Genomic DNA, 23,932 nt, shown 5'->3' with positions numbered 1-23,932 from the left:
GGGGGGGGGGGCGCCCCCCCCCGCCGGGCGACGGGGGGGTCCGCGGGGGGGGGGCCGGGGGGGGGGGGGCGGGCCGCGTCCGCGTCAGGGGGGGCGGCCCGCCGCCGTGTCACCGCACATGGCGGCGGGCCTGGAGGGCCACCCCCAGGGCGAGCACCGTCCGGGGATCCTCCAGATCGCTGCCCAGCAGTGACGCGATCCGGGCCAGCCGGTCGTACAGCGTCTGGCGGTTGAGGTGCAGTGCGCGGGCCGTCTCCGCCTTGCGCCCCGCATGCCGCAGATACGTCTCCAGCGTCGGCACCAGCGGCGGGCGGGCGGTGCGGTCGTGGGCCAGCAGCGGACCGATCACCCGGTCGACGAACGCGGCCAGATCGCCGTGCTCGCGCAGTCGCCACAGCAACAGGTCGACATCCAGGCTCCGTACGTCGTACCAGCCCCGGTCGGGCAGCGGTCCGCAGGCCGCGTTCGCCGCCTCCGCCGCGTGCCGCAGCTCGGCTCCGGCCGCGTCCCAGCCGACCGCGAGCCCGGCGACCACCACCGGCGGCCGGGCGCCGGTCCGGTCCGGCCAGGCCCGGTCCACCCCGGCCCGCAGCGCCGCCGCGATCCGCTCGGCCACCGCGCTCCGCTCGGTCGCGCCGCGCAGCCCCGCCAGCAGCGGAATCCGTCCCTCCGGAAGCCGTACGCCGAGCAGCACCGGCACCCCGACCCCGGCCAGCTCCTCCTGCACGGCGTGGGCCAGCGCCGCCCAGCTCTCCCCGCCCCCGGCCAGCGGCCGCGGATCCTCCACCAGCCGCATCACCACCGGCAGCAGCGGCCCGCCCGGGCCCGGCCGGAAGCCCAGCACCCGGGCCTGGGCGGGGGCGTCCGACGCCTCGATCCGGCCCTCGGCGAGATCGGTGAGGAAGTCCCCGCGCCCGCGCGCCGCCAGCTCCTCCTCCTGACGCGCCCGCAGCAGCACCACCGCCAGCAGATCCGCCGTCCGCTCGGCGGCGATCCGGTGCACCGGGCCCAGCGGTCCCGCCACCGGAAGGACGGTCAGCCGCGCCCGTACGGCACCGGGGCCTGCCCCGCCGCCCGGGATGTCCGCGATCACGCTGCCCGCCGGAGGTTCCGGCCGCTCGGCCGCGCGCGGTGCCCGCAGCCCCTCCCAGACCTGGAGCGGGTCGGCGGCGCCCGCCGGGGGCGCACCGCCCGGCCCCGCCGCGTACAGCAGCTGTCCGTCGGGGGTCTCCAGGAAGACCGGATTGGCCGCGAAGGCGGCGAAGTGGCGCAGGATCTCCGGCACCCCGCCGCCGCGCAGCAGCACCTCGGTGGCCTGCCGGTGCACCACATCGGCCTGGCGCAGCAGGGCGTAGTGCTCATTGACGATCTCGGTGTGGATCTCCTCGGTGACCGTGACGAACGGCACCTCGCGATGGAGCTGCACCAGCGGCAGCCCGCATGAGCGCGCGGTGTCCACCACCGGCCCCGGCAGGGTGCGGAACCGGGGGCCCAGCTCCACCACCAGCGCCGCGATGCCCCGCTCGGCGAGCCGGCGGACGAAGGCGCGCTGCTCGGCGGGGCGCGGCCCGACCCCGAGGCCGGTGGTCAGCAGCAGCTCACCGCCCTTGAGCAGCGCGGCGATGTTCGGCGCCTCGCCCGCGTGCACCCAGCGCACCGGGCGGTCCAGCAGCTCCTGCCCGGACACCACCTCGGGGAGCCCGCGGCGCAGGGCGGGAAGGCCGAGGGCCCGCGCCACGGTGATCGTTCCCTGGGGTTCCATGCCGCTACGTTAAGCGCTCCGCTGGGAGTGCCGGGATGGGGCGTCGGCCGACTGCGGCGCCGTCGTGGCTGGTCGCGCCCGCGCGGCGGAGCCGCACATCGATACAGCCCCGCGCCCCTTTGGGGCGCTGCCCGAACCGTAGCGGACTTCCTCCGACCTGCTCAGCCGCTTGTTCGATGCGCCGCCTCGACCCGCCTGGGCCCGCCCGGCGGACGCCGCCCGGCGGACGCCGCCCAGCGGGCCGAGCCCGGACGTGGGGTGTCCGGGCCCTCACCGGGCCCGGACCGGGGGTCAGCCTCCGTACGCGCCGGACGCGGTCAGCCGCAGCGCGGTGTCGATCAGCGGCACATGGCTGAACGCCTGCGGGAAGTTGCCCACCTGGCGCTGGTTGCGCGGGTCCCACTCCTCGGCCAGCAGCCCGAGGTCGTTGCGGAGCGCGAGCAGCTTCTCGAAGAGCTTGCGGGCCTCGTCCACCCGGCCGATCATCGCCAGGTCGTCGGCGAGCCAGAACGAGCAGGCCAGGAAGGCCCCTTCGTCGCCCTCGAGACCGTCCACCCCGGCGTCCTCGCCCGCGGTGGGGTAGCGCATCACGAAGCCGTCCTCGGTCGACAGCTCCCGCTGGATCGCCTCGATGGTGCCGATGACCCGCTTGTCGTCCGGCGGCAGGAACCCCATCTGCGGGATGAGCAGCAGCGAGGCGTCCAGCTCCTTGGAGCCGTAGGACTGGGTGAAGGTGTTCCGCTCGGCGTCGTAGCCCCGCTCGCAGACGTCCCGGTGGATCTCGTCGCGCAGCTCCCGCCAGCGCTCCAACGGCCCGTCCACATCGCCGGATTCGATCAGCTTGACGGTGCGGTCGACCGCGACCCAGGCCATCACCTTGGAGTGCACGAAGTGGCGGCGCGGCCCGCGCACCTCCCAGATGCCCTCGTCCGGCTCGTCCCAGTGGTCCTCCAGATAGCCGATGAGCTTGAGCTGGAGCACGCTCGCGTAGTCGTTGCGCGCCAGACCCGTCATATGGGCCAGGTGCAGCGCCTCGGTGACCTCGCCGTAGACGTCCAGTTGGAGCTGGCCCGCCGCGCCGTTGCCGACCCGGACCGGCTGGGAGTTCTCATAGCCGGGCAGCCAGGTCAGCTCGGCCTCGGCCAACTCCCGCTCGCCCGCGATGCCGTACATGATCTGGAGGTTCTCCGGGTCGCCCGCGACCGCGCGCAGCAGCCATTCGCGCCAGGCACGGGCCTCCTCGCGGTAGCCGGTGCGCAGCAGCGAGGAGAGGGTGATCGCCGCGTCCCGCAGCCAGGTGAAGCGGTAGTCCCAGTTCCGGACGCCGCCGATCTCCTCGGGGAGGGAGGTGGTGGGCGCCGCGACGATGCCGCCGGTGGGGGCGTACGTCAGCGCCTTCAGCGTGATCAGCGAGCGGACCACCGCGTCCCGGTAGGGGCCGTGGTACGTACAGTGCTCGACCCACTCCCGCCAGAACGCCTCGGTGGCCTCCAGCGCGCCCTCCGGCTCGGGCAGGGCGGGCGGCTCGCTGTGCGAGGGCTGCCAGCTGATGGTGAAGGCGATCCGGTCGCCGGGGCCCACCGTGAAGTCGGAGTAGGTGGTGAGGTCCTTGCCGTAGGTGTCGGCCTCGGTGTCCAGCCACACCGAGTCCGGTCCCGCGACGGCGACGGTACGGGTGTCCACCCGGTGCACCCAGGGCACGACCCAGCCGTAGGAGAACCGCATCCGCAGCGCCGAGCGCATCGGCACCCGGCCGCTGACCCCCTCGACGATCCGCACCAGTTGCGGGGCGCCGTCACGGGGCGGCATGAAGTCGATCACACGGACCGTGCCGCGCGGAGTGTCCCACTCCGCTTCCAGTACCAGCGAGTCGCCGCGGTAGCGGCGGCGGTCGGCGGCGGGCGCCGGACTCCCCGCGGGGGCGGCGGGCCCCAGCCGCCAGAAGCCGTGCTCCTCGGTCCCCAGCAGGCCGGCGAAGACGGCATGGGAGTCGAACCTCGGCAGGCACAGCCAGTCGACGGTCCCGTCTCTGCAGACGAGGGCGGCCGTCTGCATATCACCAATCAGTGCGTAATCCTCGATACGCCCGGCCACGTGCATTCCCCATTCGAACGGCCGTATCACCCCGGAGGGCGCTTCTTACGGTCTCGGAAAATTCTGACGAGCTCTTGTTCCGGGGGCGTGCTGGTGGTGCCGTGCCGGGGTGGCTCGCATGCGTGCGTCCGATGAGGATACGACGGACAACGGTGATCCGCTCGAGCCCGTCCACATCGTGGCTCGCATCTCACGGCCGATCGGGTGGCCAGGTCACGCATGGTGTTCGGGCGGTTGCGCAGACCGAACGAGGGAACCAGGTCAGCAACGACCGCTCCGGGGCGCTGATACCCTGGTAGCCCGTGGAGCGGCGGGCACAAAACCCCCGAACCTCAGCGACGGCGCCCCCGGAATCCGGAGCGGCTGTCGTACGCACCCTCACGACGCGACCACGGGAGCCCCCTCTTGGCCATTGCCGCTAAGCCCATGACGACCAAGCACCTCTTCGTCACCGGGGGTGTCGCCTCCTCACTCGGCAAGGGTCTTACCGCCTCCAGTCTGGGGGCGCTGCTGAAGGCGCGCGGTCTGCGCGTCACCATGCAGAAGCTCGATCCGTATCTGAATGTCGACCCGGGCACGATGAACCCCTTCCAGCACGGCGAGGTGTTCGTCACCAACGACGGCGCCGAGACCGATCTGGACATCGGCCACTACGAGCGCTTCCTCGACGTCGACCTCGACGGCTCGGCCAATGTGACCACCGGACAGGTTTACTCCACCGTAATCGCCAAGGAGCGGCGCGGTGAGTACCTCGGGGACACGGTGCAGGTCATCCCGCACATCACCAACGAGATCAAGCACCGCATCCGGCGCATGGCCACCGATGACGTGGACGTGGTCATCACCGAGGTCGGCGGCACCGTCGGCGACATCGAGTCGCTGCCCTTCCTGGAGGCCGTCCGCCAGGTCCGGCACGAGGTCGGCCGGGACAACGTGTTCGTGGTGCACATCTCCCTGCTGCCCTACATCGGCCCGTCCGGCGAGCTGAAGACCAAGCCCACCCAGCACTCGGTGGCCGCGCTGCGCAATATCGGTATCCAGCCGGACGCGATCGTGCTGCGAGCCGACCGCGAGGTCCCCACCTCCATCAAGCGCAAGGTCTCGCTGATGTGTGACGTGGACGACGCCGCCGTGGTCGCCGCCATCGACGCCAAGTCGATCTACGACATCCCCAAGGTGCTGCACTCCGAGGGCCTGGACGCCTATGTCGTCCGCAAGCTGGACCTGCCCTTCCGCGACGTGGACTGGACCCAGTGGGACGACCTGCTGAAGCGGGTCCACGAGCCCGACCACGAGATCACCGTGGCCCTCGTCGGCAAGTACATCGACCTGCCCGACGCCTATCTCTCCGTCACCGAGGCGCTGCGCGCCGGCGGCTTCGCCAACAACGCCCGCGTGAAGATCAAGTGGGTCACCTCCGACGACTGCAAGACGGCGGCCGGTGCCCGGGAGCAGCTCGACGGCGTGGACGCGGTCTGCATCCCCGGCGGCTTCGGCGACCGCGGTGTCATCGGTAAGGTCGGCGCGATCACCTACGCCCGGGAGAACAAGATCCCGGTGCTGGGCCTCTGTCTGGGACTCCAGTGCATCGTCATCGAGGCCGCGCGCAACCTCGCGGGCATCGAGGGCGCCAACTCCACCGAGTTCGAGCCCGCCACCACCGACCCGGTGATCTCCACCATGGCCGAGCAGCTCGACATCGTCGCGGGCGAGGGCGACATGGGCGGCACCATGCGGCTGGGCATGTACCCGGCCAAGCTGGCCGAGGGCTCGATCGTCCGCGAGGTCTACGACAACCAGCCGTATGTCGAGGAGCGCCACCGCCACCGCTACGAGGTCAACAACTCCTACCGCGGTGAGCTGGAGAAGAAGGCCGGGATCGTCTTCTCCGGCACCTCCCCGGACAACAAGCTGGTGGAGTACGTGGAGTACCCGCGCGAGGTCCACCCCTATCTGGTCGGCACCCAGGCCCACCCCGAGCTGCGCTCCCGCCCGACCCGTCCGCACCCGCTCTTCGCGGGACTGGTGAAGGCGGCGGTCGAGCGACAGGTGGCAGCTCAGACGCCGGGTGCGCACGCCTGACCGCTACGGTTGGCAGGGGCGGGCGGCCGGCGCGGCCCACCGCCCCGTCAACCGCACGCGGAAAGGACGCTGAGGCAAGCATGCGCATCCAGGACACTCCCGAGGAATGGCCGGTCACCTCCACCGTCACGCCGTTCACCGGCAACAAGACGAGCGTGCGCACGGACGAGGTGGAGATGCCCGACGGGAGCCGGGCCAAGCGCGACTACCAGGTCCACCCCGGCTCCGTCGCCGTCCTCGCCCTGGACCAGGACGACCGCGTGATCGTGTTGCGGCAGTACCGGCACCCGGTGCGCCAGCGGCTGTGGGAGATCCCGGCCGGTCTCCTGGACATCCCCGGTGAGAACCCGCTGCACGCCGCCCAGCGGGAGCTGTACGAGGAGGCGCACGTCAAGGCCGAGGACTGGCGGGTCCTCATCGACGTCTACACCTCGCCCGGCGGCTGTGACGAGGCCGTGCGGATCTTCCTGGCCCGGGAGGTCTCCGCGGCCGAGGGCGAGCGGTTCGAGGTCTCCGAGGAGGAGGCCGACATGGAGCTCGCCCGGGTGCCCCTGGAGGAGCTGGTGCGTGGCGCGCTCGCGGGCGAGCTGCACAACAACTGCCTCGCGGTGGGCGCGCTGGCGCTGCGGGCGGCGCTCTCCGGCGACGGCCTCGACGCCCTCCGGCCCGCCGACGCCTCATGGCCGGCCCGGCCCTTCGACGCCTGAGCCGCTGATGGGGCGCATGGACCACTGATGGGGCGCCTGAGCCCACTGAGGGGGCGACATGGCCCCCGCTCGGCCTCGGTGAAGATCCGATGGAGTGATTTTCGGTCCGTGCTGTGGGCCGCGAGTACCGGGTACCTGACGCGGAGTGAACTACGCTCATAGTGAGCCGAAGGGGCTCGTACGCGCAGGTGGACGGGAGTGGGCCCGTGGCGGAGCAGGCGGTCGACGCCGATGGGGAGCCGGCGGCCCCAGGGAAGCGGCAGCCGCCGCCCGCCGCGTCCGCTTCATCCACTTCGTCCGCTCCCGGCCATCCGGAATCCGCTCCCGGCCGTCCGCCGGAATCCGCTCCCGGCCGTCCGGAATCCGCTCCGGGCCGTCCGCCGGAAGCTGAGACATCCTCCTCCGGCACCCCACCGCGGCAGCGGCGCTCCGTCGCCAACGCCCAGGACGGCGGGGTGTGGAGCGGGGCCACCCGGGCCGTGCTGTTCGCGGCGGCCGCCTCCGTGGGGCGGGGGTTCGCCGGGCGGCGGCGGGAGCTGCTCTCGCTGCGGGCCGATATCGAGCGCGCGGGCCTGGACACTCTCGCCGGCCGCAAGGCCGCCCGCAGCCGGGTGCTGCTGATCGCGGGCCGCCCCGGCTGGGGCCGTACCGCGCTGGCCGAGGAGCTCGCCCGGCGGCTCGCCGACGACTACCCCGACGGGGTGCTGAGCGCCCGGCTGACCACCTCCGCCGGGGACCCCGTGCCCATCGAGCGCACCGCCCGTGAGCTGCTGGGACGGCTCGGTGGGAGCGCCCCGCCGGGCGCGGACGAGGACGATCTGGGCGAGGCGCTGCGCGAGGCGTTCGACGGCAAGCGGGTGCTGCTGCTGCTCGACGACGTGGCCGGGGCCGAGCAGGTGGACGCGCTGCTGCCCGACGAGCCCGACTGTCTGGTGGTCGCCGTCTCGCGCGGCCCGCTGACCGGGGTGCCGGATGTGCGGCCGTGCACGGTGGGCGGGCTGGATGTGAGCGCGGCGGTCGGGCTGCTGGCGCAGTACACCGGCCCCACCCGGATCACCTGCGATCCGGTGGCCGCGCAGTCCCTGGTCGAGGAGTGCGCGGGCCAGCCCGCGGCGCTCGTCCTGGTCGGCGGCTGGCTCGCCGCCCGCCCCCAGGCATCGGTGGCCGACGCCCTGGCCCGGCTGAGCGAACTGCCGTCGGACGACGGCGACCTCGACCACGGCGCCCGCCCGCTGACCCGCGCCTTCCGGCTGGCCTACGCCGCGCTGCCGTCCGCCGCCGCCCGGATGCTGCGGCTGCTGGTGATGGCGCCCGGCGGATCCGCCGACGCCCAGATCGCCTCCGCGCTGGCCGGCTGCTCGGTGGCGGACGGCGAGGCGGCGCTGGAGGGCTTCGCCGCGTACGGGATGCTGCGCCCGCGCGGCACCGGCCGCTACCTGGTCCCCGGCTGTCTCGATCCGCTGCTGCGGGAGCGGCTGGCGGTCGAGGAGCGCCCGGCCGAGGTGGAGCTGGCGCGGGCGCGGATGCTGGAGCGCGCCGTACGGCAGCTGCACGCCTGCCGGCTGGCCGCCGAGCCGGCCGGTTCACCGGGCCGGAAGAAGCTGGCCGGGATGCCGAAGCCGCTGCGGTTTTCGTCGTCGGCGGAGGCGGCGGGCTGGCTGGAGGAACGGCTGCCCACGCTGATCGAGGCCGCCCGGATGGCCGTGGAGACCGGTCAACTCGACACCCTGGCACGGCGGTTGGTGGCCGCACTGACCCACGCCCTGACCGCCCACCGGGGCTTCGAGGGCGCCGCGGTGGAGCTGTACGGGCTGCATCAGCTGGTGCTGGACGTGGCCCGGCGCCGCGATCTGCCGGTGGAGCGGGCGGCCGCGCTGCTGAACCTCGGCGATCTGGACGGCGGGGCGGGCCGGGTGGACAAGGCCCTCGCCCGCTACAAGAGCGCCCTGGAGGCCGCCCGAGCCTCGGGCGATCCGTATACGACCGGCCGTGCGCTGGAGTCGATCGGCGGCACCTACCAGACGCTGGAGGACTGGCACCGGGCGGCCGACTGGTACGGACGCGCCCTTGAGCTGCGGCTGAGCCGCCGGGACACGCCCGCGGCGGCCCGGCTGTACGCACGGCTCGGCACCGTCCACGGCTACGCCGGGCGGTGGGGCGAGGCGCTGCGCGACTGGCGCGCCGCCGCGGCCGCCTGCCGCCGCGCGGGCGACCGGCCGGGGTATGCGCGGGCGCTCGGCGGCACCGCGGACGCCCAGGAGCGCTCGGGGCGGCCGAGGGAGGCGCTGCGCACCTGGGCGGAGACCGCCGCGGCCGCCCGGACCTGCGGTGACACCGGGCTGTACGCCGAGCTGGCGCGCCATGCGGCGGACGCGATGGACCGGCTCGGCGGGGATCCCGCGGTGGCGCGGTCGCTGCGGCGCACCGCCCGGAGGATCGAGGCGGATGAGGCGGAAGATACGGGTCCGTCACGTCAGAGTGAGAACTGAAACCCTGTCGACCTACGAAATCAGTAGTGGTCTTCCAAAAGATTGATGCATTGCAAGGCTAGACAGCGCGACGTCCTTCATTAGACTGGCTGTACCGCGATTGTTGCGGTCGTCTCCGGCATGCGGACACGCGGGCCGGTTTGCCTGTCTATGGTCGATGGTGTATTGGGCCGTGGCCGGCTGTGGCGAGATATTCCTTTTCCCCCATTCAAGGACCGTGATCGACGTGAAGGTCGGTATCCCCCGCGAGGTCAAGAACAACGAGTTCCGTGTGGCCATCACCCCCGCTGGTGTGCACGAGCTGGTCCGAGGCGGCCATGAGGTCGTCATCGAGCGGAGTGCCGGTCTCGGCTCCTCCATCACGGACGAGGAGTACGCCGCCGCCGGTGCGCGCGTCCTCGACACCGCCGACGAGGTCTGGGCCACGGCCGACCTGCTGCTGAAGGTCAAGGAGCCCATCGCGGAGGAATACCACCGGCTGCGCAAGGGCCAGACGCTCTTCACCTATCTGCATCTGGCCGCCTCCCGGGCCTGCACCGACGCGCTGCTGGAGTCCGGCACCACCGCCATCGCCTACGAGACCGTCGAGACCGCGAACCGCGCCCTGCCGCTGCTCGCGCCGATGTCCGAGGTCGCGGGCCGGATCGCGCCGCAGGTCGGCGCGTACCACCTGATGCGCTCGGCCGGCGGCCGCGGTGTGCTGCCCGGCGGGGTGCCGGGGGTGGCCGCCGGGCGGGCCGTCGTCATCGGCGGTGGCGTCTCCGGCTGGAACGCCGCCCAGATCGCCATCGGCATGGGCTTCCACGTCACCCTGCTCGACAAGGACATCAACAAGCTGCGCGAGGCCGACCGGATCTTCGGCAACCGGGTGCAGAGCATCGCCTCCAACGCCTATGAGCTGGAGAGGGCCGTCCTCGAGGCCGACCTGGTCATCGGCGCGGTGCTCATCCCGGGCGCCAAGGCGCCCAAGCTGGTCACCAACGAGCTGGTGTCCCGGATGAAGCCCGGAAGTGTCCTTGTCGACATCGCGATCGACCAGGGCGGCTGCTTCGAGGACTCCCGCCCCACCACCCACGCCGAACCGACCTTCGAGGTCCATGACTCGGTCTTCTACTGCGTGGCCAACATGCCCGGCGCGGTCCCGAACACCTCCACCCACGCGCTCACCAACGCCACGCTCCCGTACATCGTGGAGCTGGCCAACCGCGGCTGGCGGGACGCGCTGCGCCGGGATGCCGCGCTGGCCAAGGGGCTCAACACCCATGAGGGCCAGGTCGTCTACGGCCCGGTCGCCGAGGCCCATGACCTGCCCGTCGTCGAACTGGGCTCGCTGATCGGCTGAATGACGCCCGGAGTTCACCGGCCCCGGCCGCCGGAACCCGTGAACTCCGGTTGCCGGACGGTCAACCCGGACCGTCAACCACATGTCAACATCGGGCATCCGGCCGGGTCTTGTCGAAGGACGAGGCCCGGCCGAAGGTGTGTCCGCTGTGCCCCGTATCGGGTGTGGGTCACCGCTCGGCCAACTCGCCCTAAATGTAACTATTCAGACGCTTTATACGGTGGTGAAATCTCCGCGGGGCCGTTCACACGCCCTTGACATCGGGGTGTTCGATTGCCGACACATCGTGCCGTGTCCGGTGGATTGTGTTGCTGCGGACCGGTGACACGCCATAGAGTCGCCAACCGTCGGCATGGTGTCACGCTGACCTATAGAGAAATTTCCTGGTCACCAAGGAGGTAGGACGACTTGTGAATGAGTCGACATTTTCTCCCGGGGGTGGTCAACCAGGACCGGCTGCGCGGGGCCAGGGTCCCTCGGGGCTCGAGGCTGTCGGCTCCGTCGCTGTCCGCACCTTCGCAACCCACCAGAGCCCGACGACAGCCCACCAGAGCCACAGCATGGACGGCCATCACGTGAACGCCATGGCCGGCGACCAGGGGGGCACGGATCCCGCCCGCTTCGCCGACTACGACGACCTCCCCGACGGGCACTTCTACGACCCGGACGCGGAGTACGAGCCAGACCCCGAATACGCGGCCACGCTCGCGCCCGACGCTGCCCGCCAGCGCCGCGAGCGGATCGGCCCCACCGGGCGTCCGCTGCCGTACTTCCCGATCCCCGGGCCGCTGACCGACCACGGTCCCGCGAAGATCATCGCGATGTGCAACCAGAAGGGCGGGGTCGGCAAGACCACCTCCACCATCAACCTGGGCGCGGCCCTGGCCGAATACGGCCGCCGGGTCCTGCTCGTCGACTTCGACCCGCAGGGCGCCCTGTCGGTCGGCCTCGGGGTCAACCCGATGGAGCTCGACCTCACGGTCTACAACCTGCTCATGGAGCGGGGCATGTCGGCCGACGAGGTGCTGCTGAAGACGGCCGTGCCCAATATGGACCTGCTGCCCAGCAATATCGACTTGTCGGCTGCCGAAGTGCAGCTGGTGAGCGAGGTCGCCCGGGAGTCGACCCTCCAGCGTGCGCTCAAGCCGCTGATGGCCGACTACGACTACATCGTCATCGACTGCCAGCCCTCGCTCGGTCTGCTCACCGTCAACGCGCTGACCGCCGCGCACAAGGTGATCGTGCCGCTGGAGTGCGAGTTCTTCGCGCTGCGCGGTGTGGCGTTGCTCACGGAGACGATCGAGAAGGTCCAGGAGCGGCTCAACCCCGACCTGGAGCTGGACGGCATCCTCGCCACGATGTACGACTCGCGCACCGTGCACAGCCGTGAGGTCCTCGCCCGCGTGGTCGAGGCGTTCGACGATCACGTCTACCACACGGTCATCGGCCGTACGGTCCGCTTCCCCGAGACCACGGTCGCGGGCGAGCCGATCACCACGTACGCGTCCAACTCCGTCGGTGCCGCCGCCTATCGCCAGCTCGCCAGGGAGGTGCTCGCCCGGTGTCACGCCGAGTGAGTCTGCCGGGAGCCGACGAACTGTTCCGCACCACGGGAGGGATGGGCCTCCAGTCCTCCGCTCCCGCCGCCGGGCGCCGCCAGGCGAACGGCGAGGGCCCACGGGTGCCCCCGCCCGCCGCCGAACCCGACGCGGGCGCCGAGCCGCGCGAAGGGCAGGAGCGGTGCGCGGACGGTGAGCAGTCCGGCTCGGGCGAACACACGGGACGGGAGACGGCCTCCCAGGACGCGGTCGGCGAGCGGCGCCCCGCCGCCGGGGACCGGCCCAAGGGCCGCCAGGCCCAGGGCGGTTCGGCCGCGGCCGAGCAGAACGGCCCGGCCCGCCGCCGCGCCCGCGCGGCGAACCGCAGGCCCAGCGGGCGCGAGCGCCACGACGAGAAGATCACGGTCTATGTCTCCGCCGAGGAGCTGATGGACCTCGAGCACGCGCGTCTGGTGCTCCGGGGCGAGCACGGGCTCGCCGTCGACCGCGGCCGGATCGTCCGCGAGGCGGTCGCGGTCGTCCTCGCCGACCTCGAGTCGCGCGGCGACGCGAGCATCCTGGTGCGCCGCCTCCGCGGCCGTTGACCGGGCCGGGCGATAGCCTGCCCGGTCGTACGGGCTGCCCCGCCCGGCCCTGAGCACCCTGGACCGCGATGCCGACGAACGACACCCCCGCCCCGCCGCCCCGCCCCTCCCGCCGCACCCTCGGCCGGGGCCCCGGCACGGCGCCGGCCACGACGGGTCAGGACCGGTCCACCGCGCCCACGCCTCCACAGGAGGCTCCTCAGCGCCCCGCGCCGCCCCCGGTGGGGGAAGCGGCGGAGGAGCCGTGGAACGGCGCTCAGGCGGCGCCCGAGGCCCCTGGAGAGCCGTCCGAGGCGCCCACGCCCGCCGCGCGTGAGGCCCGCGAGGCCGTCGCGGATCCCGAGGCGGCCGCTGAGCCGGGCGCGGAGCCCGAGGTGCGCGAGGCCGCCGCAGAGCCCGAGGTGGCCGCTGAGCCGGAGCCGGTGCATGCGCGGGCAGAGGCTGATGTGGCGCCTCCTGCGGGTGGGCACGGCGGTGAGGCGGCCGGGGCCGGGAACGACGGGGCCGACGCGAGCGGCGGGGCCGACGCGAGTGGTGGTGCTGACGAAGGCGGCGGGGCCGCGGCGAGTGGTGGGGGCGGTCAGGGCGAGGCGCAAGCCGAGGACGGCGGCAATCGGTTCACCGTGCGGCTGCACAACTTCGAGGGGCCCTTCGACCTCCTCCTCCAGCTGATCTCCAAGCACAAGCTGGACGTCACCGAGGTCGCCCTCTCCAGGGTCACCGACGAGTTCATGGCCTATATCCGCGCCATGGGACCGGACTGGGACCTCGACCAGACCACCGAGTTCCTCGTCGTCGCGGCCACCCTGCTGGACCTCAAGGCGGCCCGGCTGCTGCCCGCCGCCGAGGTCGAGGACGAGGCGGACTTGGCGCTGCTCGAGGCGCGCGATCTGCTCTTCGCCCGGCTGCTCCAGTACCGCGCGTACAAACAGATCGCGGACATCTTCAACGACCGGCTGACCGCGGAGGCCGCCCGGCACCCCCGTACCGTCGGCCTGGAGCCGCACCACGCCGAGCTGCTCCCCGACGTCGTCATCAGCATCGGCCCCGAGGGCTTCGCCAAGCTGGCCGTCAAGGCGATGCAGCCCAAGCCCAAGCCGCAGGTGTACGTCGACCACATCCACACCCCGCTGGTGAGCGTCCGGGAGCAGGCCGAGGTGGTGGTCGCGCGGCTGCGGGAGCTGGGGGAGGCCACCTTCGCCGCGCTCACCGAGGACGCTCCCGACGTCCTTACGGTCGTCGCGCGCTTCCTGGCGCTCCTGGAGCTCTACCGCGAGCGCGCGGTCCTCCTGGACCAGCCGGAGGCGCTCGGGGCGCTCATGGTCCGCTGGACGGGCGAGGCGGGTCGGCAGCCACTGGTCACCGACGAGTTCGACCAGGAAGCCAAGCCCCGTAAGGACCCCGAGAAGGAGACGGCCACGCCCGAGAAGGAGACGGCCACGCCCGAGAAGGAGACGGCCACGCCCGAGAAGGAGAAGGAAGAGGTACCGAGTTGAGCGAGCAGCCGACACCCGCCGGGCTCTCCGAGGTCGCCGAGCTGGACCTCAAACCCGCCCTGGAGGCCGTCCTCATGGTCGTCGACGAGCCCGCCACCGAGGAGAACCTCGCCAAGGTCCTCCAGCGGCCGCGCCGCGCCGTCGCGGACGCGCTGCGCGAGCTGGCCGACGAGTACGCGACCCAGGGCCGGGGCTTCGAGCTGCGGCTGGTCGCGGGCGGCTGGCGCTACTACACGCGCCCGGCCTACGCCGCCGCCGTCGAGGGGTTCGTCCTGGACGGCCAGCAGGCCCGGCTCACCCAGGCCGCTTTGGAAACCCTCGCGGTGGTCGCGTACCGTCAGCCGGTCAGCCGTTCCCGAGTCTCGGCCGTCCGCGGCGTCAATTGCGATGGCGTGATGCGGACCCTCCTCCAGCGGGGCCTGGTCGAGGAGGCGGGCACGGAACCCGAAACAGGTGCGATCCTGTACAGGACGACGAACTACTTCCTGGAGCGGATGGGCCTGCGGGGGCTGGACGAGCTCCCGGAGCTCGCGCCGTTCCTCCCCGAGGCGGACGCGGTCGAGGGCGAGTCCCAGGAGGGCGTGCCGTCGTTCGATCCGGACGCCATCGACAGCGATGACGCGCGGGACGACGCAGAACGCACGACGACGTAGAACACCGAGCCGGCAGCGGCCACTCTCAGACGGAAACTTGATGCGAAGCAGCGGCAGGAACAGCAGGGGCAGCGGTAGCGGCGGCAAGAACTACCGGGGCGCGGGGAACAGGCGCGACGAGCAGCAGCAGCGCGCCGGCCGCCCCCGCCCCGAAGAGCGCCGCTACGACGTGGGCGGCGGCCCCAAGGCGGGCCCCAAGGGCTCCCAGGGCGGCCCCAAGGGTTCCCAGGGGTCCCAGGGTGGCCCCAGGACGGGCTCCCAGGGGTCCCAGGGCTCCCAGGGCGGCGGCCCCAAGGGCGGCGGTCCCAAGGGCGGCGGCCCCAAGGGCGGTGGCGGCGGCCGTGGCCGCAAGCCCGGCCCGGCCCGGCCGCGCGAGTACGAGGCGCAGCTTGAGGAGCGCAACCGCGCTCGCCACGACAAGCCGCAGGTCAAGATGCCCAAGACCTTCGGCGAACCGGAGGGCGAGCGGCTCCAGAAGGTCCTCGCCCGCGCCGGCATGGGCTCGCGCCGCGCCTGTGAGGAGCTGATCGACCAGGCCCGGGTCGAGGTCAACGGCAAGATCGTGACCGAGCAGGGGCTGCGCGTCGACCCCGAGAAGGACGAGATCAAGGTCGACGGGCTGACCGTGGCCACCCAGTCGTACCTCTTCTTCGCGCTGAACAAGCCCGCCGGTGTCGTCTCCACCATGGAGGACCCCGACGGCCGCCAGTGCCTGGGCGACTATGTGACCAACCGCGAGACCCGGCTCTTCCACGTCGGCCGCCTCGACACCGAGACCGAGGGCATCATCCTGCTCACCAACCACGGTGAGCTGGCCCACCGCCTCACCCACCCCCGCTACGGCGTGAAGAAGACCTATCTCGCCGCCATCCAGGGACCGCTCCCGCGCGACCTGGGCAAGCGGCTCAAGAGCGGCATCGAACTCGAGGACGGCTACGCCCGCGCCGACCACTTCCGGGTGGTGCAGAACACCGGCAAGAACTATCTGGTCGAGGTGAGCCTGCACGAGGGCCGTAAGCACATCGTGCGGCGGATGCTCGCCGAGGCCGGCTTCCCGGTCGACAAGCTGGTGCGGACGGCCTTCGGCCCGATCGCGCTCGGCGACCAGAAGTCCGGCTGGCTGCGCCGGCTGACCAACACCGAGGTCGGCATGCTCATGCGCGAGGTCGACCTCTGACGGGGGCCCGGGGCCGCTGACGGCCCCGGCCGCCGGCGGGCCGCCGCGTCTCGCCCAGCGGTCGCCCCGGGAGCCTGTCCGACCCGCTCGTTACGCTGAGAGCCTGTGTCACATCCCCGGCCGGGCGTGCGGCGTCTGGCACGCGCCCCCAGCTACCGCTGGGAGGTGCCCCCTCTCGCCGCGTTGCCGAAACGCCCAAGTGGCTCCGCCACGAGGGCGCTCCGGCGCCTTGCGATCGCACGCGCCCCCAGCTACCGCTGGGAGGTGCCCCCTGACGCCGCACGCTGATCCGGCCGGGGATATGACACAGGCTCTGACCGGGAGTGCGGCCGAACACCACGGCCGTGCCCGACGCACGACAGGCACAGCGCGCACAGGGGAGCGAGACGTGGCGGTACGAGCGGTCCGCGGGGCCGTCCAGCTGGACCGGGACGAGCCGGAGCACATGCATGAGCGGGTCTCCGCGCTGCTGACCGCCATCCTGGAGCGGAACGCACTGGACCCGGACGACCTGATCAGCGTGTGGTTCACGGCCACCCCCGATCTGCACAGCGACTTCCCGGCGGTCGCCGCCCGCAAGCTGGGCATCACCGACGTACCGCTGATCTGCGCCCAGGAGCTGGACATACAAGGGGCCATGCCCCGCGTCGTCCGCGTCCTGGCGCATATCGAGACCTCCCTGTCCAAGTCCGATGTCGCCCATGTCTACCTGGGCGCCGCCGGCTCCCTCCGCAAGGACATCGCCCAATGAGAACCGCCCTCGTCATCGGCACCGGCCTGATCGGCACCTCCGCCGCGCTGGCCCTGGCCGGCCGTGGCGTGCAGGTGCACCTCGCCGACCACGACGCGGCTCAGGCGCGCACCGCCGAGGCGCGCGGCGCCGGGACGCGGGCCGAGCCCGAGGGGCCCGTGGACCTGGCGATCGTCGCCGTGCCCCCGGCGTACGTGGCGGCGACGGTGGCCGATGTGCTGCGCCGCGGCCTGGCCCGCGGCGTCCTGGACGTCGCGAGCGTCAAGGGCGGCCCGCGCCGCGAGCTGGAGGCCCTCGGCTGCGATCTGACCCGCTACATCGGCACGCATCCGATGGCGGGCCGGGAGCGCTCCGGGCCGATGGCCGCCACCGCCGACCTCTTCGAGGGGCGGCCCTGGGTGCTCACGCCCACCGGCGGCACCGACACCGAGGTGCTCAACCTCGCGCTCGAGTTGGTCGCGCTGTGCCGGGCGGTGCCCGTGGTGATGGAGGACGAGGCCCACGACCGGGCGGTGGCGCTCGTCTCGCACACCCCCCACCTGCTGTCCAGCATGGTCGCCGCGCGGCTCCAGGACGCCGATGAGACGGCGGTGCGGCTGTGCGGGCAGGGCATCCGCGACGTCACCCGGATCGCGGCCTCCGACCCCGCCATGTGGATCGACATCCTCTCCGCCAACCCCGGCCCGGTGGCCGACGTGCTCGCCGCCGTCGCCGCCGACCTGGACGAGACGGTGCGGGCGCTGCGGGCGCTCCAGTCCGCCGACGAGGCCAAGCGCGGCGGCGGCGCGGCCGGGATCGAGGACGTGCTGCGCCGGGGCAACGCCGGGCGCGAGCGGGTGCCGGGCAAGCACGGCGCCGCCTCGGCCGTCTATGAGACCGTGACGGTGCTCATCGGCGACCAGCCGGGCGAGCTGGCCCGGATCTTCGCCGACGCGGGCCGGGCGGGTGTCAACATCGAGGACGTCCGGATCGAGCACGCCACCGGGCAGCAGGCCGGTCTGATCCAGCTGGTGGTCGAGCCCTCGGCGGCCCCGGGGCTCACCCAGGCCCTGCGGGAGCGGGGATGGTCCATCCGGCAGTAGTGGCGGAGCGGACCGCCCACGGCCCCGGCCCCGGGGCCGTCCCCCAGCGGTGCGATGCCGCCCGGAGGAAGCCAGTAACCTTGTCCGAGGCTCACATGGCCCGTTCAACTCAGCCCCGTGCACACGAAAGGTGTCTGTCACCGTGGAAACCGCCGCCCGGACCGCCCCGGCAGCAGTGATTGTCGCGATCGACGGCCCCGCAGGCACGGGCAAGTCCAGTACCTCGAAGGCCGTAGCCGCCAAGCTGGGCCTGGGCTACCTGGACACCGGCGCCCAGTACCGGGCGATCACCTGGTGGATGGTGGCCAACGGCATCGACGTCGAGGACGCCGTGGCGGTGGCCGGTGCCGCGGGCAAGCCCGCCATCGTCTCCGGCACCGACCCGGCCAACCCGACGATCACCGTCGACGGCACCGATGTCTCCGGGCCGATCCGCACCCAGGAGGTCACCTCGCGGGTCAGCGCGGTCAGCGCGGTGCCCGAGGTGCGGACCGTGATCACCGAGCTGCAGCGGACCATCGCCGCCGAGGCGCCGCGCGGCATCGTGGTCGAGGGCCGGGACATCGGCACCACGGTCCTCCCGGACGCCGACCTCAAGATCTTCCTGACCGCCTCCCCGGAGGTCCGGGCGGCCCGCCGCAGCGGTGAGCTGAAGGGCAAGGAGGCCGCCGACCTGGCCAGCACCCAGGCCGCGCTGGCCAAGCGGGACGCCCTGGACTCCGGCCGCAAGACCTCGCCGCTGGCCAAGGCCGACGACGCGGTCGAGGTGGACACCTCCGAGCTCACCCTCGACCAGGTCATCGAGTGCGTGGTCACCCTCGTCGAGGAGAAGCGGACAGTCGCGTGAGCGCCACCGACGGGACCCTGCCCAGCCCCTCCGGGGCCGCCGTGGGGCGCCGGATCGGCATCGGTCTGATGTACGGGCTGTGGCGGCCGCGGGTGCTGGGCGCGTGGCGGATCCCGTCCGCCGGGCCCGTCATCCTCGCCGGGAACCACTCCCACAACATCGACGGCCCGATGCTGATCGGCACCTCGCCGCGGCCGGTGCACTTCCTGGTCAAGAAGGAGGCGTTCATCGGCCCGCTGGACCCGTTCCTGCGCGGTATCGGGCAGCTGAAGGTGGACCGTACGAGCGCCGACCGCACCGCGATCGGCCAGGCCCTGGGAGTGCTGGAGCGCGGCGGGGTGCTGGGGATCTTCCCGGAGGGCACCCGCGGCGACGGCGACTTCGCCTCGCTGCGCTCGGGGCTCGCGTACTTCGCGGTGCGCTCCGGCGCGCCGATCGTGCCGGTGGCGGTGTTCGGCACCGCCATCCCGCGCGACGACGGCCGGGCCAGGCCGCTGCCCCGGCTGCGCAGCAGGATCGACGTGGTGTTCGGCGATCCGTTCGAGGCGGGGGACGGCAGCGGCAGGCGGACGCGGGCGGCCCTGGACCAGGCCACCGAGCGCATCCAGAAGCGGCTGGGCACGCATCTGGGCACCGCCAGGCGGCTGACCGGCCGCCCCGATCAGACATAGATCCGCGAGCCGCCAGGGGCGGTGCGCGGCACTGAGGGACGACGAGGAAATCTTCATGAACGACCAGATCCACAGCGGCGGCGACGAGCACGGGGAGCTTGGCGACGCCGAGTACGCGGAGTTCATGGAGCTCGCCGCGCAAGAGGGCTTCGACCTGGCGGATGTCGAGGGCGACCTGGCCGCGGCGGGGCATGGCCCGCTGCCGGTGCTGGCCGTCGTCGGCCGCCCCAACGTCGGCAAGTCCACCCTGGTGAACCGGATCCTCGGCCGCCGGGAGGCGGTCGTCGAGGACCGCCCCGGCGTCACCCGCGACCGGGTGACCTACGAGGCCGAGTGGTCCGGCCGCCGCTTCAAGGTGGTCGACACCGGCGGCTGGGAGCAGGACGTGCTCGGCATCGACGCGTCCGTGGCCGCCCAGGCCGAGTTCGCGATCGACGCCGCCGACGCGGTGGTCTTCGTCGTGGACGCCACCGTGGGCGCCACCGACACCGACGAGGCCGTGGTCAAGCTGCTGCGCCGGGCCGGAAAGCCCGTGGTGCTGTGCGCCAACAAGGTCGACGGGCCCAGCGGCGAGGCCGATGCCGCGATGCTGTGGTCGCTCGGCCTCGGCGAGCCGTACGCGGTCTCCGCGCTGCACGGCCGCGGCACCGGCGACATGCTCGACGCGGTCCTGGAGGCGCTGCCCGAGGCCCCGGCCCAGACCTTCGGGGCGACGATCGGCGGACCGCGCCGGATCGCCCTGATCGGCCGTCCGAACGTGGGCAAGTCCTCGCTGCTCAACAAGGTCGCGGGCGAGGAGCGGGTGGTCGTCAACGAGATGGCGGGCACCACCCGCGACCCGGTCGACGAGATGATCGAACTCGGCGGCATCACCTGGAAGTTCGTCGACACCGCCGGTATCCGCCGCCGGGTCCACCTCCAGGAGGGCGCCGACTACTACGCCTCGCTGCGCACCGCGGCCGCCGTGGAGAAGGCGGAGGTCGCGGTCGTGCTGATCGACGCCAGCGAGTCCATCAGCGTCCAGGACCAGCGGATCATCTCGATGGCCGTCGAGGCCGGACGCGCGCTCGTCATCGCGTACAACAAGTGGGACACCCTGGACGAGGAGCGCCGCTACTACCTCGAGCGCGAGATCGAGACGGAGCTGGTGCAGATCCAGTGGGCGCCGCGGGTCAATGTCTCGGCCCGCACCGGCCGCCATATGGAGAAGCTGGTCCCGGCGATCGAGACGGCGCTGGCCGGCTGGGAGACCCGGATCCCGACCGGGCGGCTCAACTCCTTCCTCGGCGAGATCGTCGCCTCCCATCCGCATCCGATCCGGGGCGGCAAGCAGCCGCGGATCCTCTTCGGGACGCAGGCCGGGACCCGGCCGCCGCGGTTCGTGCTCTTCGCCTCGGGCTTCCTGGAGGCGGGCTACCGCCGCTTCATCGAGCGGCGGCTGCGCGAGGAGTTCGGCTTCGAGGGGACGCCGCTGCAGATCTCGGTGCGGGTGCGCGAGAAGCGCGGCCGCAAGAAGTAGCGGTGGCGCGGCCGTAAGACGTGGCGGTGGCGCGGCCGTAAGGCGGGCGGTGACGCGGCCGCAAGAGGCAGCGGCAGCCCCGCCGCGGGACGGAGTGGCGGCCGCGCCGGGGGGCTCACGCCGCCCCGGCCCCCGGCACCGCGTCAGTACGTGTGCCCCCGCTCCTCGCCCCGGCCGGGCGGGAGCGCGGGGACATAGCCGCGGTAGTAGAGCTCGTCGGTGTGCCAGGCCCCGCTGTGGCCGTCCGCGCGGCCGTAGCCGCTGGCGAGGCCGCGTGGCTGGCCGATGGCGGCGAACGCCACGAACTCCATGTTCTCCTCGTCCGAGCGGTCACCGGGCAGCGCCCGGAACAGCCTGCGGTACTCCGCGTACAACGCGTCGTAGATCGGCGTGGCGGAGTGGCGCCAGGGATCATGCGCTGCCTCCAGCGCGGGGCGCATGGCCGGAATGCAGCCGTATGAGGGGGAGCGGTAGGAGAGGTCGTATGCGTGCACGTATGTGCCAACGACCCGGCCGCCCGTCGGATGCGGCATCGGTGGCGAATGGGCTGCCCACCAAGGGCCGGTGAGGTCCGGGGGGAGCTCCGGGGGCAGGTCCGGGGGCAGGTCCGGGACGGCGGCGGCCATGGCGGTCATGTGCCCGCGAGCGGCATCGAGGCGCCGACCAGGGCGCCGCGCGCGGCGGCCCGGTCCAGCGCCGCGCGCAGCTGGTCCTCGCGCGGCTGGGTGCCGATCGTGCCCGCGGCCGCGGCGTAGACCAGCACCTTCTGGGAGCGGCCGACGGCGCTCCGCCAGCCCTCGCTGAGCGGCATCGGGCTGTGCGCCTGCCACCAGGCCACCGGACGGCCGCCGCCCGGTGCCGGCATCAGCACCGCGTGCAGCCGCCCCATGGCCAGCAGCACCGACCAGCCGGGGTTGGGCGCGGGCGGCCGGCCCAGATCGACCACCGGGGCGAACCCTTGCTCGCTGAGGAGCTGCAGGAATTCATCGCCGTGGCCGATCGAGCCGGGGCGGATGATCGGCGCGGTCGGCTCCACCACCAGCGCCGCGCACGCCTCCTGACCGACCAGCACCACCCCGCTGGTCACGCCGAGCACCGCCTGCTGCGGCGCCGGTGCGTGGCCGGACGGGGCCGAGGCGTGCGACCCGGCGGCGGGCGACACCGGCGACGGGACCGGGGCGGGCGACGGGGCCGGGGCAGGGGCCGCCGGGCCGGGGAAGTACGACGTGGCAGCATGCGCCGCGGCCGGTACGGGCGGCGCGTACGACGCCTCGGCGGCCGGTTGGGCGGTGTCCTCACCCGTGATGGACCGCACCGCACCGCGCAACTGGTCCTCCGAGACCGCGACGACCTGGGAGGGCACGCAGGTGGCGTGCGCGAAGGCCAGCACCGCCGTCTCCTGTCCCACGAAGAGCACCGTGCTGGTGCGCTCCTGCTCGGTGTTGCCGGGGGTGCGGCAGGACGTGCAGTCGTAAGCGCCCGGGGCGTTGTCCCCGGCGAGCAGCCGGTCGGCTTCTTCGTCGCCGATCTCGGCGCGTACGTCATCGCTGACGTCGAGCATGCGCGGCACGGGTGGCTCCTCGGTCTCGGTGGGTGGGCCGGGTGGTTCCCGGCCCATACGTAGACAACGGGCCATGCGGGGCGGGGGTCACGCGCCCGGCCACCCGGCGGTCTGATGTGCCGTCGGGCGGAAAAGTTCCCCCGACTCCCTACCGATTTCACATCTGTTGGGGCACAAGAAGGTGATGAAACCCAACCCTGTGCCACTTTTCACCGTCTTACATCGTGGTAGGCGGACGACACACCCGTCCGCGGGGAAGCAGTGGGATACGGGGCCGGATGCACATCTCTTTCCTTATTCACAACGCGTACGGGATCGGCGGGACGATCCGGACCACGTACAACCTCGCCCGCACCCTGGGGGAGCAGCACGACGTGGAGATCGTGTCGGTCTTCCGCCACCGCGACGAGCCGATCTTCGACCCCGGACCGCAGGTGCGGCTCAGCCACCTCGTGGATCTGAGGAAGAGCAGCCCGTCCTACGACGGCGGCGACCCGGAACACGGCCGCCCGGCGCAGGTCTTCCCCGTGACCGAGGGCCGCTACAAGCAGTACAGCGCGCTCACCGACCGCCGTATCGCGGATCATCTGCGCTCGCTGGAGGCCGATATCGTTGTCGGAACCCGCCCCGGGCTCAATGTCCACATCGCCCGGGAGGCCCGCCGCGGTCCGGTACGGGTCGGCCAGGAACATCTGACGCTCAGCACCCACTCCAATGGACTGAAGCGGGCCCTGCGCGCCGTCTACCCCCGGCTGGACGCGGTGACCACCGTGACCGAGGCCGACGCCCGCACCTACCGCGGTCAGATGCGGCTGCCCGGCGTGCGGATCGAGTCGGTCCCCAACAGCGTGCCCGCGCCCGGCATCGATCCCGCCGACGGCACCGGCAAGTGGGTGGTGGCGGCCGGCCGGCTGGCCCCGGTGAAACGCTACGACCTGCTGATTCGTTCCTTCGCGAAGGTCAGCGAGGCCCGCCCCGACTGGCGGCTGCGGATCTACGGCGGCGGCGCCCAGCACGCCAAGCTGCGCGCCCTCATCGACAAGCTCGGCCTCTACAACCACGTCTTCCTGATGGGCCCGGCCAATCCGCTCGACCCCGAGTGGGCCAAGGGCTCCATAGCCGCCGTCACCTCCAGTCTGGAGTCGTTCGGCATGACCATCGTGGAGGCCATGCGCTGCGGCCTTCCCGTGGTGTCCACCGATTGTCCGCACGGGCCCGCGGAGATCATCGACAACGGTGTGGACGGCCGTCTCGTGCCCACCGGCGACACCGACGCCATCGCCGCCGCGCTGCTCGATCTCATCAACGACGACGAGCTGCGCCAGCAGATGGGGCAGGCCGCGTTGAAGGACTCGGCCCGCTTCGACCCCTCGCGGGTGGCCGGCCGCTACGAGACGCTGTTCTCCGAGCTGATCGGCCGCAGCGGCCTGCGGGGTTCCCTGCACCGCGCCCGCGGCTCCCTGATCGGTGGCGCTTTCGCCGCCAAGGACTCCCTGCGGAAGGTGCGTGTCGCATGAGTGCACCAGCACAGGCAACGCAGCACGTCGAGGAGGACA

19 protein-coding genes are annotated in these 23,932 nt (G+C 72.7%); 15 read left to right on the top strand and 4 right to left on the bottom strand.

Annotated features, from left to right (window positions below):
* Positions 1 to 109: 109 nt before the first annotated feature.
* Complete coding sequence (locus NP777_RS26310; protein ID WP_256652662.1) at positions 110 to 1,762, bottom strand: PucR family transcriptional regulator; 1,653 nt, start codon at positions 1,760 to 1,762, stop codon at positions 110 to 112.
* Between the two features lie 291 nt (positions 1,763 to 2,053).
* The gene (locus NP777_RS26305) at positions 2,054 to 3,862 is read right to left on the bottom strand and encodes a glycoside hydrolase family 15 protein (RefSeq protein WP_256652661.1); all 1,809 of its coding nucleotides are present in this window, start codon (positions 3,860 to 3,862) and stop codon (positions 2,054 to 2,056) included.
* Positions 3,863 to 4,282: 420 nt separating this feature from the next.
* Between NP777_RS26305 and NP777_RS26300 the strand changes: the two genes are divergently transcribed.
* The 14 genes from NP777_RS26300 to der all read left to right on the top strand — a co-directional run bounded on the left by NP777_RS26300 (position 4,283) and on the right by der (position 20,815).
* A complete protein-coding gene (locus NP777_RS26300) occupies positions 4,283 to 5,938 on the top strand; it encodes a CTP synthase (RefSeq protein WP_256652660.1) in 1,656 nt (551 codons plus the stop codon).
* Between the two features lie 80 nt (positions 5,939 to 6,018).
* A complete protein-coding gene (locus NP777_RS26295; RefSeq protein ID WP_256652659.1) occupies positions 6,019 to 6,645 on the top strand; it encodes an NUDIX domain-containing protein in 627 nt (208 codons plus the stop codon).
* 455 nt (positions 6,646 to 7,100) lie between these two features.
* Complete coding sequence (locus NP777_RS26290) at positions 7,101 to 9,134, top strand: tetratricopeptide repeat protein (protein WP_256652658.1); 2,034 nt, start codon at positions 7,101 to 7,103, stop codon at positions 9,132 to 9,134.
* 226 nt (positions 9,135 to 9,360) lie between these two features.
* The gene (ald, locus tag NP777_RS26285) at positions 9,361 to 10,476 is read left to right on the top strand and encodes an alanine dehydrogenase (RefSeq protein WP_256652676.1); all 1,116 of its coding nucleotides are present in this window, start codon (positions 9,361 to 9,363) and stop codon (positions 10,474 to 10,476) included.
* 560 nt (positions 10,477 to 11,036) lie between these two features.
* On the top strand, positions 11,037 to 12,053 hold the full coding sequence (locus tag NP777_RS26280; RefSeq protein ID WP_020872375.1) for a ParA family protein: 1,017 nt from the start codon (positions 11,037 to 11,039) through the stop codon (positions 12,051 to 12,053).
* Positions 12,038 to 12,619 carry a hypothetical protein gene (locus NP777_RS26275; protein WP_256652657.1) on the top strand — a complete coding sequence of 194 codons (582 nt, stop codon included), beginning with the start codon at positions 12,038 to 12,040 and terminating at the stop codon, positions 12,617 to 12,619. The genes NP777_RS26280 and NP777_RS26275 overlap by 16 nt, the downstream gene beginning before the upstream one ends.
* A gap of 68 nt (positions 12,620 to 12,687) precedes the next feature.
* Complete coding sequence (locus NP777_RS26270; protein ID WP_256652656.1) at positions 12,688 to 14,115, top strand: segregation and condensation protein A; 1,428 nt, start codon at positions 12,688 to 12,690, stop codon at positions 14,113 to 14,115.
* A complete protein-coding gene (gene scpB / locus NP777_RS26265) occupies positions 14,112 to 14,768 on the top strand; it encodes an SMC-Scp complex subunit ScpB (RefSeq protein WP_256652655.1) in 657 nt (218 codons plus the stop codon). Before NP777_RS26270 ends, scpB begins: the two co-directional genes overlap by 4 nt.
* A 40-nt stretch (positions 14,769 to 14,808) precedes the next feature.
* Positions 14,809 to 15,945, top strand: a complete 1,137-nt coding sequence (locus NP777_RS26260; protein ID WP_256652654.1) for a pseudouridine synthase — start codon at positions 14,809 to 14,811, stop codon at positions 15,943 to 15,945.
* A 388-nt stretch (positions 15,946 to 16,333) separates the two neighbouring features.
* Positions 16,334 to 16,696: a chorismate mutase gene (gene aroH / locus NP777_RS26255; RefSeq protein WP_256652653.1), complete on the top strand. Its 363-nt coding sequence runs from the start codon at positions 16,334 to 16,336 to the stop codon at positions 16,694 to 16,696.
* Positions 16,693 to 17,778, top strand: a complete 1,086-nt coding sequence (locus NP777_RS26250; RefSeq protein WP_086885729.1) for a prephenate dehydrogenase — start codon at positions 16,693 to 16,695, stop codon at positions 17,776 to 17,778. The genes aroH and NP777_RS26250 overlap by 4 nt, the downstream gene beginning before the upstream one ends.
* Positions 17,779 to 17,920: 142 nt before the next feature.
* Complete coding sequence (cmk, locus tag NP777_RS26245; protein ID WP_256652652.1) at positions 17,921 to 18,625, top strand: (d)CMP kinase; 705 nt, start codon at positions 17,921 to 17,923, stop codon at positions 18,623 to 18,625.
* Complete coding sequence (locus NP777_RS26240; RefSeq protein ID WP_256652651.1) at positions 18,622 to 19,296, top strand: lysophospholipid acyltransferase family protein; 675 nt, start codon at positions 18,622 to 18,624, stop codon at positions 19,294 to 19,296. Before cmk ends, NP777_RS26240 begins: the two co-directional genes overlap by 4 nt.
* Before the next feature lie 55 nt (positions 19,297 to 19,351).
* On the top strand, positions 19,352 to 20,815 hold the full coding sequence (der, locus tag NP777_RS26235) for a ribosome biogenesis GTPase Der (protein ID WP_256652650.1): 1,464 nt from the start codon (positions 19,352 to 19,354) through the stop codon (positions 20,813 to 20,815).
* 143 nt (positions 20,816 to 20,958) lie between these two features.
* Here the strand turns inward: der and NP777_RS26230 are convergent, their stop codons facing one another.
* Both NP777_RS26230 and NP777_RS26225 read right to left on the bottom strand, forming a co-directional pair.
* Positions 20,959 to 21,309 carry a hypothetical protein gene (locus NP777_RS26230; protein ID WP_256652649.1) on the bottom strand — a complete coding sequence of 117 codons (351 nt, stop codon included), beginning with the start codon at positions 21,307 to 21,309 and terminating at the stop codon, positions 20,959 to 20,961.
* A 137-nt stretch (positions 21,310 to 21,446) separates the two neighbouring features.
* Positions 21,447 to 22,376 carry a hypothetical protein gene (locus tag NP777_RS26225; protein WP_256652675.1) on the bottom strand — a complete coding sequence of 310 codons (930 nt, stop codon included), beginning with the start codon at positions 22,374 to 22,376 and terminating at the stop codon, positions 21,447 to 21,449.
* Between the two features lie 278 nt (positions 22,377 to 22,654).
* On the opposite strand from NP777_RS26225, the gene NP777_RS26220 reads away from it, so the two are divergent.
* Positions 22,655 to 23,893 carry a glycosyltransferase family 4 protein gene (locus NP777_RS26220; protein WP_256652648.1) on the top strand — a complete coding sequence of 413 codons (1,239 nt, stop codon included), beginning with the start codon at positions 22,655 to 22,657 and terminating at the stop codon, positions 23,891 to 23,893.
* Positions 23,894 to 23,932: the final 39 nt, after the last annotated feature.

Origin of the sequence: Streptomyces rugosispiralis, from assembly GCF_024505145.1 — a bacterium.
GTDB classification, from domain to species: Bacteria; Actinomycetota; Actinomycetes; order Streptomycetales; family Streptomycetaceae; genus Streptomyces; species Streptomyces rugosispiralis.
The sequence above is the reverse complement of the archived record's forward strand: the minus strand, read 5'-3'. Positions and strand labels throughout refer to the sequence as shown.